The 15,381-nt window shown below is 37.1% G+C and carries 12 protein-coding genes, 1 other RNA gene and 3 pseudogenes; 14 read left to right on the forward strand and 2 right to left on the reverse strand.

Annotated elements, in window-relative coordinates:
* Nucleotides 1-3: 3 nt before the first annotated feature.
* The 4 genes and pseudogenes from rnr (at nt 4) to JCM10596_RS01280 (ending at nt 5,162) form a co-directional block, all read left to right on the forward strand.
* A pseudogene (gene rnr / locus JCM10596_RS23190) lies at nt 4-2,249 on the forward strand (ribonuclease R).
* Nucleotides 2,250-2,445: 196 nt separating this feature from the next.
* Nucleotides 2,446-2,909, forward strand: a pseudogene (smpB, locus tag JCM10596_RS23195) (SsrA-binding protein SmpB).
* Between the two features lie 65 nt (nt 2,910-2,974).
* Nucleotides 2,975-3,334: a transfer-messenger RNA gene (gene ssrA, locus JCM10596_RS28495) on the forward strand.
* Between the two features lie 469 nt (nt 3,335-3,803).
* Nucleotides 3,804-5,162: a hypothetical protein gene (locus JCM10596_RS01280; RefSeq protein ID WP_025025587.1), complete on the forward strand. Its 1,359-nt coding sequence runs from the start codon at nt 3,804-3,806 to the stop codon at nt 5,160-5,162.
* A 386-nt stretch (nt 5,163-5,548) separates the two neighbouring features.
* On the opposite strand, the gene JCM10596_RS01285 is transcribed toward JCM10596_RS01280, so the two are convergent.
* On the reverse strand, nt 5,549-6,688 hold the full coding sequence (locus JCM10596_RS01285) for an IS91 family transposase (protein WP_025025588.1): 1,140 nt from the start codon (nt 6,686-6,688) through the stop codon (nt 5,549-5,551).
* Nucleotides 6,681-7,526: a tyrosine-type recombinase/integrase gene (locus JCM10596_RS01290; RefSeq protein ID WP_025025589.1), complete on the reverse strand. Its 846-nt coding sequence runs from the start codon at nt 7,524-7,526 to the stop codon at nt 6,681-6,683. The genes JCM10596_RS01285 and JCM10596_RS01290 overlap by 8 nt, the downstream gene beginning before the upstream one ends.
* A gap of 368 nt (nt 7,527-7,894) precedes the next feature.
* On the opposite strand from JCM10596_RS01290, the gene JCM10596_RS01295 reads away from it, so the two are divergent.
* The 10 genes and pseudogenes from JCM10596_RS01295 (at nt 7,895) to JCM10596_RS01340 (ending at nt 15,352) form a co-directional block, all read left to right on the forward strand.
* On the forward strand, nt 7,895-8,137 hold the full coding sequence (locus tag JCM10596_RS01295; RefSeq protein WP_025025590.1) for a hypothetical protein: 243 nt from the start codon (nt 7,895-7,897) through the stop codon (nt 8,135-8,137).
* A 248-nt stretch (nt 8,138-8,385) separates the two neighbouring features.
* The gene (locus JCM10596_RS29020; RefSeq protein WP_148302479.1) at nt 8,386-8,610 is read left to right on the forward strand and encodes a hypothetical protein; all 225 of its coding nucleotides are present in this window, start codon (nt 8,386-8,388) and stop codon (nt 8,608-8,610) included.
* Nucleotides 8,611-8,630: 20 nt separating this feature from the next.
* A complete protein-coding gene (locus JCM10596_RS01305) occupies nt 8,631-9,566 on the forward strand; it encodes a phosphotransferase enzyme family protein (protein WP_025025591.1) in 936 nt (311 codons plus the stop codon).
* Nucleotides 9,567-9,872: 306 nt separating this feature from the next.
* The gene (locus JCM10596_RS01310; protein ID WP_025025592.1) at nt 9,873-10,301 is read left to right on the forward strand and encodes a hypothetical protein; all 429 of its coding nucleotides are present in this window, start codon (nt 9,873-9,875) and stop codon (nt 10,299-10,301) included.
* A gap of 208 nt (nt 10,302-10,509) precedes the next feature.
* Nucleotides 10,510-11,082 (forward strand): hypothetical protein, encoded by a 573-nt coding sequence (locus JCM10596_RS01315; protein WP_025025593.1) that lies wholly within the window; start codon nt 10,510-10,512, stop codon nt 11,080-11,082.
* Between the two features lie 250 nt (nt 11,083-11,332).
* Entirely contained in the window at nt 11,333-12,046 is a 714-nt protein-coding gene (locus JCM10596_RS01320) for a hypothetical protein (RefSeq protein WP_025025594.1), read from the forward strand.
* Nucleotides 12,047-12,285: 239 nt separating this feature from the next.
* Nucleotides 12,286-13,038 (forward strand): hypothetical protein, encoded by a 753-nt coding sequence (locus JCM10596_RS01325; RefSeq protein WP_148302480.1) that lies wholly within the window; start codon nt 12,286-12,288, stop codon nt 13,036-13,038.
* Nucleotides 13,039-13,402: 364 nt separating this feature from the next.
* Nucleotides 13,403-13,794 (forward strand): annotated as a pseudogene (locus JCM10596_RS23200) (DUF3916 domain-containing protein).
* A 154-nt stretch (nt 13,795-13,948) separates the two neighbouring features.
* Complete coding sequence (locus JCM10596_RS01335) at nt 13,949-14,371, forward strand: hypothetical protein (RefSeq protein WP_025025596.1); 423 nt, start codon at nt 13,949-13,951, stop codon at nt 14,369-14,371.
* 459 nt (nt 14,372-14,830) lie between these two features.
* Entirely contained in the window at nt 14,831-15,352 is a 522-nt protein-coding gene (locus tag JCM10596_RS01340; RefSeq protein ID WP_025025597.1) for a GNAT family N-acetyltransferase, read from the forward strand.
* The last annotated feature ends 29 nt before the right edge of the window (nt 15,353-15,381 follow it).

The raw sequence follows: 15,381 nt of genomic DNA on the forward strand, positions 1-15,381 counted from the left end.
AAGATGATAACAAGAGATACCATATTGGATTTTATGAAAGAAAAAGCATATAAACCGCTCACTGTAAATGAACTGGAGCAGGAGTTTGAGATCGAAGCCTCCGATGATTTTAGGACCTTTGTGAAATTGCTTAATGACTTAGAAGAAAGCGGAGAAATTGTTCGAACCAGAGCGAACCGCTACGGTCTGCCAGAAAAGATGAACTTGTTTAAAGGAAGAATCCAAGGGCATGCCAAAGGCTTCGGTTTCTTGATTCCTGAAACGCCAGGTGAGCCAGATGTATTCATCTCGGAGAAAGACTTGAATGGAGCGATGAACGGCGATACTTGCTTGGTTCGACTGAACAGCACAACGAATGGAAAGAGGTTAGAAGGAGAAGTTATTCGCATTCTGAAGAGAGCTGTCACTCAAGTTGTAGGAACGTTTCAGGATGTGACTACCTATGGTTTTGTTGTCGTAGACGACAAACGCATGGCACAGGATATTTTTATTCCTAAGGAAGCGTTTAATGGGGCTGCCGAAGGTCATAAAGTCGTGGTCCAAATTACAAAATACCCCGAGGGTAGAAGATCGGCTGAAGGGGAAGTGGTCGAAATTCTGGGTCACAAAAATGATCCTGGAGTGGACATTCTTTCGATCATTCGTAAGTTTCAGCTTCCGGAAAGCTTTCCAGAAGGCGTCCTTAAGGAGGCGGAAGCCGTTCCTGACCAGATTCATGCAGATGAATTGAAGAATCGGCGTGATCTGCGCAATGAAACCATTGTGACCATTGACGGGGAGGACGCTAAAGACTTAGATGATGCTATTTCCTTGAAGAAAAATGAAAAAGGAAACTTCCTGCTTGGCGTTCATATTGCTGATGTGAGCTACTATGTGGAGGAAGGATCGCTTCTCGATCAGGAGGCACTGAAAAGAGGGACAAGTGTGTACCTTGTCGATCGAGTGATTCCGATGATTCCGCATCGCCTATCTAATGGAATCTGTAGTTTAAATCCTCAGGTAGATCGCCTCACTTTATCCTGCGAGATGGAAATCACAGTACATGGGGACATCGTATCTCATGAAATTTTTGAAAGTGTCATTCGAACAACAGAAAGAATGACTTACTCAAATGTACGCAAAATCGTAGAAAGAGAAGATGAGGAGGTTCTTCAACAGTATGAGCCGCTGGTTCCTTTCTTTGACATGATGAAAGAGCTTGCTTTGATTCTTAGAAAGCATCGAATGGAAAGAGGCGCGGTTGACTTTGACTTTAAGGAAGCCAAGGTGCTTGTTAATGATGAGGGACATCCACACGATGTGGTGATTCGAGAACGCTCGATTGCTGAAAAAATCATTGAGGAATTTATGCTAGCAGCGAATGAAACAGTGGCAGAGCACTTTCATTGGTTAAATGTACCTTTTATCTATCGTGTGCATGAAGACCCGAAGCCAGAAAAGCTACAAAGCTTTTTGGAGTTTGTCACGAACTTTGGTTATGTCGTGAGAGGGAGTTCTAATTCGATTCATCCTAGGGCATTGCAGCAGCTTCTAGAGCAGATCAAGGATACTCCAGAAGAAACCATTATTAGTACTGTTATGCTGCGTTCTATGAAGCAGGCAAAATATATGTCGGAAAGCCTAGGACATTTTGGACTTGCTACTGAATTCTATACTCATTTTACCTCCCCTATCCGAAGGTACCCAGATCTGATCGTCCACCGCTTAATTCGTACGTATTTGATCGAAGGAGATGTCAGAGAAGGTACTCAGGATCATTGGGCAGGGAAGCTGGGAGAAATAGCGCAGCATACGTCTGAACGTGAAAGACAAGCTGTAGAAGCAGAACGTGAAACAGATGATTTAAAGAAAGCTGAATTTATGAAGGATAAGGTAGGAGAAGAATTTGAAGGTGTGATTAGTGGTGTCACTTCTTTTGGAATCTTCGTTGAGCTGCCCAATACGATTGAAGGCTTGGTTCATGTCAGCTTCTTAACAGATGATTATTATCATTACCATGAAAAGCAATATGCAATGATTGGTGAACGAACAGGAAAAATCTATCGCATTGGCGACTCTGTCAAAGTAAAATGTGTCAATGTGAATATCGAAGAAAGATCCATTGATTTTGAAATGGTAGCTCCAAGCCAAGAAGAGAAAGAACGAAAAAGCCTGCTGTACTAGAAAATCAACAGAAAAAGAAAAAAGAAAAACGTAAAGAAGTTCCCAAATATAAAGCAAAGCAAGTGCGCCGAATGAAAAAAAAGTAAACTCAAAATAAGAAAAGACCCCGTTCGAGAGGGTATTAGGGCTCTCATTCGGGGTTCGTTTGATTGAAGGCTTAAAATAAATGAACAGAATCATACAACATAACAAAAAAAGTAAACTGGAAAGCTTTTAAAATACTGTGTGTGTATGGTATAATGAAAAATACATTGATTTCTGTGCAAGGGGAGGGTTGTTGATATGTCTGAGGGAATAAAAGTCGTTGCCCAGAATAAAAAAGCAAGGCATGATTACCATATTGAAGATACCTTCGAAACAGGAATGGTATTAACAGGCACGGAGATAAAATCCATTCGTGCAGGAAAAGCTAATCTCAAGGATAGCTTTGCCCGAATTCAAAATGGTGAGGTCTTTTTGCATAATATGCATATCAGCCTTATGAGCAGGGAAATCGGTACAATCATGAACCACTTCGTACAAGAAAGCTTCTCCTCCAGCGAAAGCAAATTAGTAAGCTGATTGGCTTAACAAAAGAACAAGGGTATTCTCTTGTTCCATTACGAATGTATCTCAAGCATGGTTTTGCCAAATTAGAATTAGCCCTTGCCAAAGGGAAAAAGCTGTACGACAAGAGAGAAACACTGAAGAAGAAGGATGCTCAGCGAGAAGTAGAAAGAGCCTTTCGTGAAAGACAAAAAGTGTAAATGAATTCTTCATCCTGTTATGCTATACTAAGTAAGCACATCTTTTGAAGATGGTATTATTACATGGGGGCGTTTTGGATTCGACGGGGATAGTTCGGGCTTTAGTGGCGAGTCGAGGGGTCGGCCTCGTAAAAACGCAACGCCAATAATAACTGGCAAATCTAACAACAACTTCGCTTTAGCAGCTTAGTCTGCTAGCGGCTCTTTCTAGCAATCGCCCATGTTGCTTGAGTAGAGCTCACTCTTAGTGGGATGCGGCATTGATCCTCCACCTGTGGATCTATGTCTAAGGAAATCAGGTTAGTCTAAAGGGTGGCCTGTCGCTGGGCGTTCCATTAGGCGAATCTTAAATTCAGTGACTACACTCGTAGAAGCTATCGTTACGTTGTCTTCGGACGTGGGTTCGACTCCCACCGTCTCCACCATACATAAGACATGAGATCAGTACCTGAAAAGGGTGCTTTTTTGTTTTGAAGGAAATCCACCAATTTTTGTAGTATACTGAGTAAAAAAGAAAAAAATTACATTATAAAATATGCATTGTCAGTCATCGTCGTATAATTCCAAAATAGAAGAGGTATAGCTATGACGATAAGGATAGAAAAAGTAAGTGAATATAACAAAATGTTCACGCTCGGTCGCCTGGCGTATTAAAGTCCAATTGATTGGAGCAATTTCATAGCAAAGAAGTAGACTCAGCGACACATCTTCTTCTCTAACCGAGTCGGATCGCCTTCACCAAGAAAGCATTTCTAGGTTCAGGATTCACCTGTAAGACTCATGGGCGTCGTAGATATGAAACGTTAGCTGAAATTGATTAATTGAAATGGGGGTATTCTAATTTGTAGTTATAATGTAATAAAATATAAGAAAAAATATAGGAGGAAATATCTATTGATTACTCTTAAATCTTATGAATCTAATATACTTAAGGTAGAAAATCTAAGAGATTTATTAACTGACACCATTAAGAAAATGGGTTATAATTTTCCAATGGAAGAAGCAAAGTCTGAATACCAAAAAACTCTAGGTATTAATTGTATTGATTTCAAACCTGAGTTTGGAAGAAGATTTTTTTACGAGATGAACTATCTTTATGGTTCCAGCAAGGGAATAATGTGGAGTACGTTTTTTAAGCTATCAAATGAAAAGGATTATTGTCTGATTACTTTGATTGAAGATGATGAGACCGAAAATAAACGTTCAAAAACAAAAAGACATAAGATTTCTCTAGGTTTTATGTCAGTTGATTATAATATTGATGAGATACAAAAGATACTTGACTTTTTAGTAGAAAATATTCGAGAACTCGATACATGGAGTGTGGTTCAAAAAAAGAATGAAAAATTTATTGAGTTAAGTCAAAATTACTCGTCTCCAGTATTTTCTGAAGAGGAGTACGTTTTTGCCAAATATTTTAACGATAGTTTATTATCAAGTATTATATTAACAATAAAGTCTTCAGGTAGCCTGTTGAAAAGGGACCTAATAAATAAGTTTGAAAAAATCGAAGATATTAATAAATACTTGGACTCATTGAAAGAACAAAATTTAATTCGCCCAGAATACGTAGTACTGTGTAAAAAAACTAATGAGCAGATAACAAAATCCTCTAAGAAGGAAAGCATTGACTTAATGGGTGAGCATGATATCAGATGTAGTCGGTGCGATAGACTGATTACAGAAGAAACTATTGAAGAGTTATTAATTACAACAAAAATTTCAAATAACATGATAGACGGAAGTCGCTGGATGACAATCAATTTAGTTGATGCCCTGGTTGCATTAGGAGTCCCATTAGAAGATATATTAGTTAATATTGCTGAAGGTCCAGAAGAAATCGATGCAATTGTTTCAATTGGCGAGAATTTATTGCTATTCGAGCTAAAAGATTCTCAATTTTCTCTTGGACATGCATATCCTTTTCAAAGTAGATTAGTAGTATATAATGCGGGCATAGGAGTAATTTGGGCTTCAAGAGGCGTAGCTCCAGAGGTTAAAGAACATTTTAATCGTGTAAAACCTGAGGCAGATATATGTTACATAGAAAGTTTAGATGAGATACTACCTTCATTAGGTAAATTAATAGAAGGTTTGAGGTGGAAGTTAGCAACAAATGAGTTGAAATCACTTATTAGCTCAGGGATGGTAATGTTTGATCTTGCAGCTGGAATTGTCGAAGATCTAAAAGTTTCTAATAGTGCTTTAGATGGTAAAAAACAACTAGTTGCTGTATCACAAGACATAAAATAATCTTGATAAAAATAAAAAGGCATAGATTTACTATGCCTTTTATTTTTGAAATTAGATAAATAAAGAGACAATCAACTTCAGCTAACACTTTGGATTCGTTGCGCAGTTGCCTAGAAAAAATCTCATGGACTCAACCATGAGATCAGGATAAATACGTAAAAATAGAGAAGACAACGAAACCTGCAATTGCGCAAATCCATGTTGAACGAAGCCGCGGTTCAACGCATCCCCTTAAGCCTTGTTATTTGTTTCTAGACTTATTTTTTGTTTTTAGTAGAGCTAGTTTTAGTCGGTTTGAGAGATAACGTTCGTTTTCTTTAAAAAAGGCCAGATCTTCCCCTCCCCAAGAAGAGGCTTTTTTTGAAAAGTATTCATTTCAACTTAACTCAACTACTATTAGGTTGAAACGAGCTTACCATACACCAATGGCCCCCACAAGAAGAGCACAACGAAATATCAACACCTGTAGCTTTGAGGATAAGTTCTCGAGCAGATAACTTTACTTTAGCTCTAATCTTAGTCCGAGTTAATCTCAAGCAAGTAAGGAGCTTTCTTTTCCGATTGCTATTACTTAAGATGCCGTAGTACCGTATCCTTTGAAATCCAGAAGGAAGGACATGCTGTAAAAAACGACGCATAAATTCCATGGCCTTTAATTTTAAGAGCTTTACCTTCTGATCTCGGTAATCTCGGTACCGAAAGGTGACATGTTCATCATCCATAGAAATCAACCGATTATTATAGACGGCTGTCTTATGGGTGTACCTGCTTAGATATTGAACCACATAAAAAGGGCTCTTAAATGGCTTTTTACAATACATCACCCAATCCATAGAGTAGAGAGAATCGAGCAAGGATTGAAAGGAAGACTTCTCTTCTTCATGAAAAAGATCATACGTAAACAGAATCTTTTTCTCTTCGTCAGCTCTTTTTAATAGAAAGAGAAACTTGCCACGAAACACCTTTGAGAGCACCCTCACGGATATAAAAAACTTCTTCTTCGATCGAACAAACGAACAGCCAGAAGGAGAAAGTCCACCGCCTGGTACAATGCAGTGAACATGGGGATGGAAAGAGAGAGTCTGTCCCCAGCTATGCAAGACCATGGTGACTCCAATTTGAGCGCCTAAATACTTTTGATCCAGTGCCAGCTGGCTCAAAGTTTGAGAGGCTGCTTTGAAAAGGAGAGAGTACATCACGGAAGAGTTCGATAGAAACAGCCTATTGAGCTGGTGGGGCACCGTAAACACCATATGAAAATAGGGGACAGGCAGCAACTCATGGGTTCGGTCTAGAATCCATTGCTTCTTCTTCACGTTCCCGCATTTGGGGCAGTTCCGATTCCGACAGGAATTATAGGATATTTTCGAAGCCTGACAACCATCACATACATCTACATGTCCACCTAGCTCGGCTGTTCTGCAATGGCAAATGGCCTGAATGGCTTTAAGCCCTTCGTAATGAACCTTATTGGAAGCAAGATAAGATCTTGAGAAACGAGTAAAAACATCTTGTAGTTCAATCAAGGTCATCACCTCCGTGGTCAAGGGGACTCTTGACTCCGAACACTTGAGCATGTGTGAGATGGAAGTACATAGAAGTGGTTTGAATATTGTCGTGACCTAATAGCTCCTTAATTTGCAAAAGAATCGCTTCATTGTTTAATAGATGAGTAGCAAAACAATGACGTAGGGTGTGAACGGAAGCTTCTTTTTTTACACCAGTTAAGTTCAATGAATCTTTGAAGATTGATTGAATGGTCCGAGTGGCAATAGGTATAGTATCTGGATTCCCTGGAAAAAGCCATTCTTTAGGTCGATAGACCTTCCAATACTCACGAAGTAGCTGAAGATTTCTCTCAGATAAGATCGTGTATCGATCTTTATTGCCTTTAGATTGTCGGACAAAGATACGCATATTCTGACTATGAATATCTGAAATTTTAAGGTGAGCTACTTCACTCACTCGTAGGTCAGCTGAGTAAATCGTTGAAAGAATCGCTCGATGTTTAAGATTCTCAGTGGCCCTAAGGATACGAAATACTTCTTCACTTGTTAAAATGATAGGGAGTGTTCGTTTCTTTTTGACTCTTGGGATGTGAAGTATGTTCCATTCCCTACATAACACAGTTTGGAAATAGAACTTTATAGCCCCATAAGAAGAGTTTACGTAAGAGGAGCTTAATTTTTTTACCGTTATAGCGTGATGGAGGAACGAGCATACCTCATCGTAACCAGTCGATGCAGGATGCTTCTGACAAAACTCAGCATAACGTTGAATGTGAGCAAGATACGTTTTTTGAGTACTTTGAGCCAATCCCTTCAACTCCATAGATGTTTTCATAGATTGCATGAAATCTAGCATAATTAAATGCACCTTCCTTTAGATAGTTTCTCTTTGAGGATAAAGGAAGGTAGAATAATAAAGAAGATGTAATAAAATAGAAATAGATTAATGGATGGTATTTTAAAGCTACCGCGTTAGCGGTTTAGTTCAACAACGCATTCACGCTGCGGGTCGCTGTTGGTCCGCCAGAGGATTTTCGAAGAAGCAGAACCAGGCGGACAACCCTGCACCGACTAACCGCATCGCGGCCGTTCCCTTCGGTCACTTAAGTCGGTGAGGGTTCGTGAATGCCTGAACGTTAGATGACATTCATTTTTACACGGAAGTAAAATGTAGTGGTCTCAATGTGGTATAATATATTAAAAGAAACTTGGGTGGTGATTCTAATGAAATGGGCAGAAGTTCGAAACCTATATCCAAACCAATTTGTTAAATTTGAGATACTTCATTCAATGGTAGAGAAAGACAAAGAAATTGTTGATGAGGTAGCGGTCATAGGACCTGTTGCTGATGAAAACGCTACTAAAGAATTGCTTAACTCAAAAAATAATGTATTAATTTATCATACATCTAAAGAAAATGTTGTATTAGAAATAAGAACTAGAAGTGTGTTAAGGAGATCTCATTAATGAAAATTAAATTGGAACATGGGATGATACTTACCTCTTTAGAAATTACTTACAAAGGAAAAAGTAAAGTTATTGATAAGTGTAATGCTTGGAGAGTATAGAGCTGACAATATCACAATAGATTTTTCATCTTTTCCCTACCACGATATAAACGGATTACTAGGATTAGATATACTTTTAAAAGCTGGATTTGTAATTGACCTAAAGAACCTCGAGATGAACCTGCATATATAGTGCAGGATTTTTTTGTGAGGGAAGAAAATGAACGTCATATAACACTATATCTACGCTGCGGGCGAAGCGCTCTTGGTCTTGAAGAGATTTCTAGGGAGAGTTGCTCGACACACTCCATTCACCAACCGAGTCGGCTCGCCTGTAAGGCTCATGGGCGTCGTAGATACGGAACGTTATATGAAAGACCGACTCAAAGACAAGACTTGTACGTTATTCATTCGCAACGTCCTGTTGCTTGATGTAAAAGGAGTAAAATCATATGGAACAAAAGATACTAGAATTGCTCAACGAATTATATCCAGTGGATATTAGTAAAGTTGAATCTGTAACTAATGAAATGTATCGCTGCATTGCAAAACAAGGTGTTTTTTTCGCTAGAATAACGAACTATAAATCATATGATGAACAGTTAGAAGAAGTAAAATATACTGACTTCTTATATAATGAAGGGTTTGGTGTGTCGCCAATAATATCTTCTATACAAGGTAAAACTGTAGAAAGGATAACACTTGATCAGGATGTTATAACAGTACTGTACAAAGCAGCTTCAGGTATTCATCTTCCAAAAAGTCAATGGAATGCTAGTGTATTTAAAGAATTAGGGAGACAGATCGGCAGATTACATTGTATCTCGAAGAAGTTTGAAAAAAAAGAGAAAACAAAGTATATCAGCGATTGGCATGAGAATGAGGAGTATGCTTTTCATAAATATATCCCAAAAGAAGAAAGCACTATTAGAGAAATTGCTCATGATGTTCTATCAACAATAAAAAGTCTACCAAAAAATGATTCAACTTATGGATTGATACACGGTGATTTGTGGTTAGAAAACATATTAGTAGATAGTAATTTAAAATTAACAATGGTTGATTTTCAAGATTGTGAGAAACATTTTTATATATTTGATTTAGCGGTACCAATATATAGTGCGTTGGAGTATTCGTTTGTAGGAAATGGAAACATACTTGACTATGGACGTTCAATGACAAAAGCAATAATAGATGGTTATAAGGAAGAAAATGATATATCTCTGGAGATGTTAAATAAGCTTCCTCTATTTATTAAGTTGAAAGAAGTATTTGAATACAGCTTAATGCATATGTACTGGGACAAGGAAAAATTAACTGAAGAACAAATACGAATAATGAACCATTATAGAATACGAATTGAGCAAAATCATTCTATATTACCTTAAATAAAGATCATGTGGCTGACGTCCTGTCTCTATTCGAAGATGTATGGCCGGTCATCAGATAACAAAATGTTCACACTGCACCGCGCTGGCGCGGCTTGGTTTGCGGGCGGGTTTCTCTTGAAGAAAATCAAAGCAGTAATTTCTAGTAGAATTGCCGCAAACACATCCCTTCGCTAACCGTGTCGGCCTTCCTGAGCCTAAGCTAAGAGCTAGCTAAGGCTCAGGAAGGCCTGTAAGCTCATGGACGTCGTGAACACGAAACGTTAGATGAAATCGACATAAAACAGAAAAAGAAGGTAACCTCATATGAAGATATTTTATAAGCTTGAAGAGCTTGAAGGAACATGCTATATAGAAATATTACCTGGAAGATATAAGGGTAATTGCTGGAATAAGGAGTCAATATTCTTTGAAGAAGAAACATTTGGTTACTTAGAAAGAGGAATTGAAATGGAATTCAGTAAATATGACCATTTCGCATTTAATGAAATACCTAAAAAAGTTTGGGAAAAGATTCTTATAAGATTTGATTCGATAATTGAGTTGTTAGAATGTGAAACAAAACAAGAAGACCTTAAAGATCATATTAGTTTTATTTTTCAATCAACTGAATCTGATTTTATCCAACATTTTGAAGAGAACTGTAATAGTTTAAGTAAGTTAATACGAGAATTTAAAGAATGGATAAGGACACAATTACAGAACTACGAGGTAATTTCAGTATTAGGAATTTAGAAGATTCGAAGAAGGATGTCGACTACATCTAACAAAATATCTACGCGGCGGGCGACGAGCCCCCTTGGTCTCGAAGAAACTTCAAAGAAGTATAGCACGACACATCCCATTCGCCAACCGAGTCGGCTCGCCTGTAAGGCTCATTCGTCGTAGATACGGAACGTTATACGACAGTACGAAGAATAATAAATTAGGGAGGAATGTCTTCATGGGAGTTTTTGAAGAACATAAGGCAAGGAAAGCCTCGGGAGAAACACTGCTATTAGATGAACTTACACCAGACGAGCTAAAAGCAATGTTTATAGATGAGCAGAAATCAGATTATTTAATTTCTCAGTTATTTGAAGTAAAAGAATCAAAAATAACATATAGACGAAAGAAATTTGGTATTACAATTAGAAATTCAATTCTTGATGAATATTTATTGGTTAAATCCGAGAAGGCAAGAGAAATGAATAAAGAATATAAACAGCAATTATTACAAGAAGAGAATATAACTATGATTTCAAAAGCTATTACTCATTTTGCTTTTAGAAATGGTCCTGTTGAAGAAATGCACGCAGACCCTAACAGTCAATTATCTGATGCAGACATGAAAACACTTAATAAATTCATGGTAAATAGGATGGCATATATTTTCAAATTAATTGTTGAAGAACGTTGGATAGAATTTGATTATCTAATCAGAAGTACTGATATGATGTATGGTCATAATTGGGATGATGCAGAACCAGATGATGGAGGCTTAAGAAAATTGATTGAAATGATACTGAAGAAATGAATTATTCTGGGGTTATTCAAAGTACCGTCGTATAACCATATATCTACGCGGCGGGTGGCAAGCACCCTTGGTCTCGAAGAGTAGGCATAGAAGAAACGCTCGACACATCCCATTCGCCAACCGAGTCGGATTGCCTTCACCAAGAAAAGCATTTCTAGGTTCAGGCTTCACCTGTAAGGCTCATGGGCGTCGTAGATACGAAATGTTAGGTGAAATACTTGACAAAAACAATTTAGGAGGGATGACAAACTTGATCATCGATTTATCAACTTCAAGTAAAAAAATGAATATTGAAGTGTTCCCTACCGTCAAGTATGAAACACATTGTGAACTTTTTGACTTTCCTGAAGCTGACTATAATTCTGATATGTTGCCAATTTCTCATATCGTAAAACTGGTCACTTCATTAGAAATGTTAAATGATGAATATGGAATTACGGAAGAAATTGAGGACATTCTTAGAGAGAGATATTGGATTGATGAGGACGAGAATCAATTAATAATTGCAAAGATGGCAATGACAGAATTTCCAAACTCCTGGAGAGAACGAATGGAAGTTACTTGGTCATATTGGCTAGATGCTATTGATGGGGATCATTTAGTAGTAGGCTCGAGAGCAGATGAAATAATGGATAGAGATCTATATGGCAATCCATTTGATAATGGGAGTTTATACTATATTTATGATGTAGATGTTCATGGTTCTTTTAAGAATAAGGATATTGAGATAAATCTATTACGTTATACATTTAGTAATTTTATTCAAAACGATATAGGGATGGTATTTTTTATTGCTCAAACCATTGATAAGAATACAGAACAGCACTCTATTACGAAAGAAATAAAGGTTGTGAAAGATACAGAGATGCTAGATATATTTGATAAATGTGGGTTTTCGCGTATTTTTAACTCTGTTATTAAGGACCTGGTTCTAGAGATTGAAGTGCATAAACTTCAAGATTGATGGTGATTCAGGAAGGCAAGTACTTCACCTAACAAAGCATTCCTGCTGCGGGCTAGCAGAGAAGTAATCAAGGAAGCAAGCCCTTGGTTGCCAGATGAATTTCGATGAAGTAATTCAGGGCGACACATCGATTTCCCTAAGATAGGAGCTATCTAAGGGAAATCGACGTCAGGAATGCAGAAACGTTATCAGAAATAATCCTAAAGAATTAGTAAGGGGATATCTCAATGAGGATAAAAATGAATTTACTTGAAAACGCATATGACTTTTTGAATTCCTCACTTCTTTTTTATCGTTATTCTGAAGAAGATCCCCGGAAGTGGAAAGTCGCATTTATAAATATTGTTCAATCTATTGAGCTAATGGCTAAAGAGAAATTGAAGCGTTCTAATAAGTATCTGATTTATGAGAATATAGACAACCCTAAGAATACTATATCTTTACATGTAGCTTTAGACAGAATGCTTAATATCCTTGAATTACCTCTAGATAATAAAGACATTGATACCCTTAAGAAGGCTATATCTTTAAGGAATCAGATGATGCATTATGAAATTGATTTTTCCGTTCACGAGTTAATGGCTAAATATTCCGTTTTATTTGAGTTTGCAACATCTTTCCATTTCAGATTTCTTGATGGTGAATTACACAATTTTATTGAAGAGCATTTATGGGAAGAGGAAGCAAATTTAATGGAATTTTTCAAACAGGAATTTTTTGTATACAACTCTGAAGAAGTCCATAGAAGGTTTCCAAAAGATTTTATAGAGTCCAAATATATTGAAGATTATCTCATTCAAGGAGTAGCCTATCCAAGAATTGGGTATGGTGAGGAAAGGTATGAAGAGGAATTACGACATACTCGAGCAACTTGTGCAGATTGTATGGTTAAGCTAGGTGAATTTCATGTGCCAGGTTGTGACTGGGAACAATGCCCAAAATATTACGGACAATCAATTGGATGTGGTTGTGATGACGCAGAAGATTGTTAGTAAATTCATGGACGAGGATTACATCTGATAACACCGTATTTACGTATCGTCGCTTGGTGGCTCCTCGGTCCGGGTAAGTATTTCTAAGAAAGCGTGCCGGACACACCTGCACTGACTAAGTCTTACGGCCCGGCACAGCTTGAACCTAAGATAAGAGCTATCTAAGGTTCAAGCCGTACCTTAAGTCAGTGAGGCGTCGTAAATACCGAACGTTATCTGAAATGCTAAGCATTTATAAGCAAAGGGGTATTTCATGGTAGATAAAAAGAAAATAAGAGGGATAAGCAGGAAGTATAAAGCAATGAAAAGACGAATTGATAATTTAACGGAGAATTTTTCTATTGATAATGATAGGTACTGGCATATGCACCTTCCAGTTTCACAAGCTTTTATAGACTCTCCAAAGACTCCTCATGCAATCAAAAGAGATTGTATTCAATTGTTAATTGACCGTGTAGAACATTTAATCTCGATTAGACCCCCATCGAATAGAAATAATAAAGTTTTAGCAGCAATAGATTTACCAGATTTATTTGGCTCACAAATCATTATTTTTTATGATGAAGAGTATTATAAATCATTTTTCATAGACAAGACGATTATCAAAGATGGACAAAAATGTCTTCTGATAGAAATCTCGTGACAGAATGGAATCTTAATGTGCCCCCGAAATTAGGTATTAAGGGATATGTAGAGGAGATTAATGACGAGGATTATACATATAAAAGAGAAATTTGGTTCATTGGAGAAGTGTAAAGCAAGGAAGTAATTTCAGCGATACATCCCATTCGTCAACCGAGTCGGCTCGCCTTCACCTGTAGGACTCATGGGCGTCGTAGATACGAAACGTTAGGTGAAATACTAGGAAAAAATAGAAATACAAAATCCAAAAAACAAAGGAGCAAATACTATGGATGTATTAGGAGCAATGAAAGATTTATTTTTGACAGCACGTAAGGAAAAGAAGGATAAGAATTCAAACGAATTTAGATTTTATCAGGAAATAGTTAGTTTGTTAGGAGAATATTATAACAAGGTCGAAGATGCGAAATATAAAGATGAGTTTTTAATTGATCAAGGCTATGATCTTGTAATTGAAGGTTTAGAACTAATGCACGAAAATGGTAAAAACTTGACCAACTCTCCATATTTAGAATCTGTTAATCCAGAATATAGATCTAGAATTTTAAAAATAATTGCCCAATCAAGTACTGATTTAAGATATTATCAGAATGATTTTGATGAAGACAATGATGATCCTACCAGAGATATTATTGAATCAATAATATTAATTTATAGAGAAGCGAATGAAAAGATTATGAAAAACAATTGATTTGATTGTATGTCAAAGTTGACTGGTACTTCACCTAACAAAATATCTACACGGCGGGCGACGAGCGCCCTTGGTTTCGAAGTGGATAACAGAGAAGTAAATGCTCGACACACCCATTCGCCAACCGAGTCGGCTCGCCTTCACCAAGCAATGCATTTCTAGGCTCAGGACTTCGCCTGTAAGGCTCATGGGCGTTGTAGATACGGGAACGTTATATGAAATTCGGCGTAAATAGGTGCGCCCGTCCATGGGCGCATTCTGAAAACTAATCTAAGCTGTTTTTTTTTATGAATCTTGTTGTTCAACTAACAAAGCAGGTTTGTTGTACGAAATGTTTCTAGCTTAAATGGAGGAATCATTAGTAATTATGAGTACCCTATTTTGAGAATAAAGGAAAAGATATTTTGGGTATTTTAGGTCATGTGTGAAAGTGGCTTGACTTAGAGAGGAGATAAAAAAATGATTGAATTACGAAAAATAAACGGGGATAACATAGATGAAGTAATAGCGCTTGAAGTTGAAGCAAACCAGAAAGAATTTATATTAGAAACTACTAACCTTAGATGCTTCGCAAACGCTCATATGTTGAACACAGATGGTATACCAGCTTCTCCACTAGCTATTTATGCGAATGACACGATGGTTGGATTTTTGATGTATATTTATGATACGTTAGATCATGAATCATTTGAAAATGAACTTTTCTATGGCAAGAAAAGTTATTTTATTTGGCATAATATGATTGATAAAAGTTACCAAGGAAAAGGATATGGTAAACTTGCTTTTGAAAAAATGTTGACGGATATTGAAAATATGCCATATGGGGAAGCAGAATATGCAGGCCTCTTTTATCATACAAGTAATGTCATAGCTAAAACATTATACACTTCATTTGGTTTCGTAGATACAGGAATCATTCAGGATAATTCGATGTTGGCGATTAAAAAACTAGACATGAGGAACCAACTTCTTGAATCATAAGAGCTCAGAACTTCTTGTTCAACTAAAGG

Source organism: Caldalkalibacillus mannanilyticus JCM 10596, from assembly GCF_000615945.1.
In the GTDB taxonomy this organism is placed as follows: Bacteria; Bacillota; Bacilli; order Caldalkalibacillales; family JCM-10596; genus Bacillus_AT; species Bacillus_AT mannanilyticus.

Bases quoted from the DNA above. Each gene is read 5' to 3' on its own strand.
- JCM10596_RS01290 (WP_025025589.1), bottom strand. From the start codon at position 7,526: ATGCTAGATTTCATGCAATCTATGAAAACATCTATGGAGTTGAAGGGA.
- JCM10596_RS01295 (WP_025025590.1), top strand. From the start codon at position 7,895: ATGAAATGGGCAGAAGTTCGAAACCTATATCCAAACCAATTTGTTAAA.
- JCM10596_RS01305 (WP_025025591.1), top strand. From the start codon at position 8,631: ATGGAACAAAAGATACTAGAATTGCTCAACGAATTATATCCAGTGGAT.
- JCM10596_RS01310 (WP_025025592.1), top strand. From the start codon at position 9,873: ATGAAGATATTTTATAAGCTTGAAGAGCTTGAAGGAACATGCTATATA.
- JCM10596_RS01315 (WP_025025593.1), top strand. From the start codon at position 10,510: ATGGGAGTTTTTGAAGAACATAAGGCAAGGAAAGCCTCGGGAGAAACA.
- JCM10596_RS01325 (WP_148302480.1), top strand. From the start codon at position 12,286: ATGAATTTACTTGAAAACGCATATGACTTTTTGAATTCCTCACTTCTT.
- JCM10596_RS01335 (WP_025025596.1), top strand. From the start codon at position 13,949: ATGGATGTATTAGGAGCAATGAAAGATTTATTTTTGACAGCACGTAAG.
- JCM10596_RS01340 (WP_025025597.1), top strand. From the start codon at position 14,831: ATGATTGAATTACGAAAAATAAACGGGGATAACATAGATGAAGTAATA.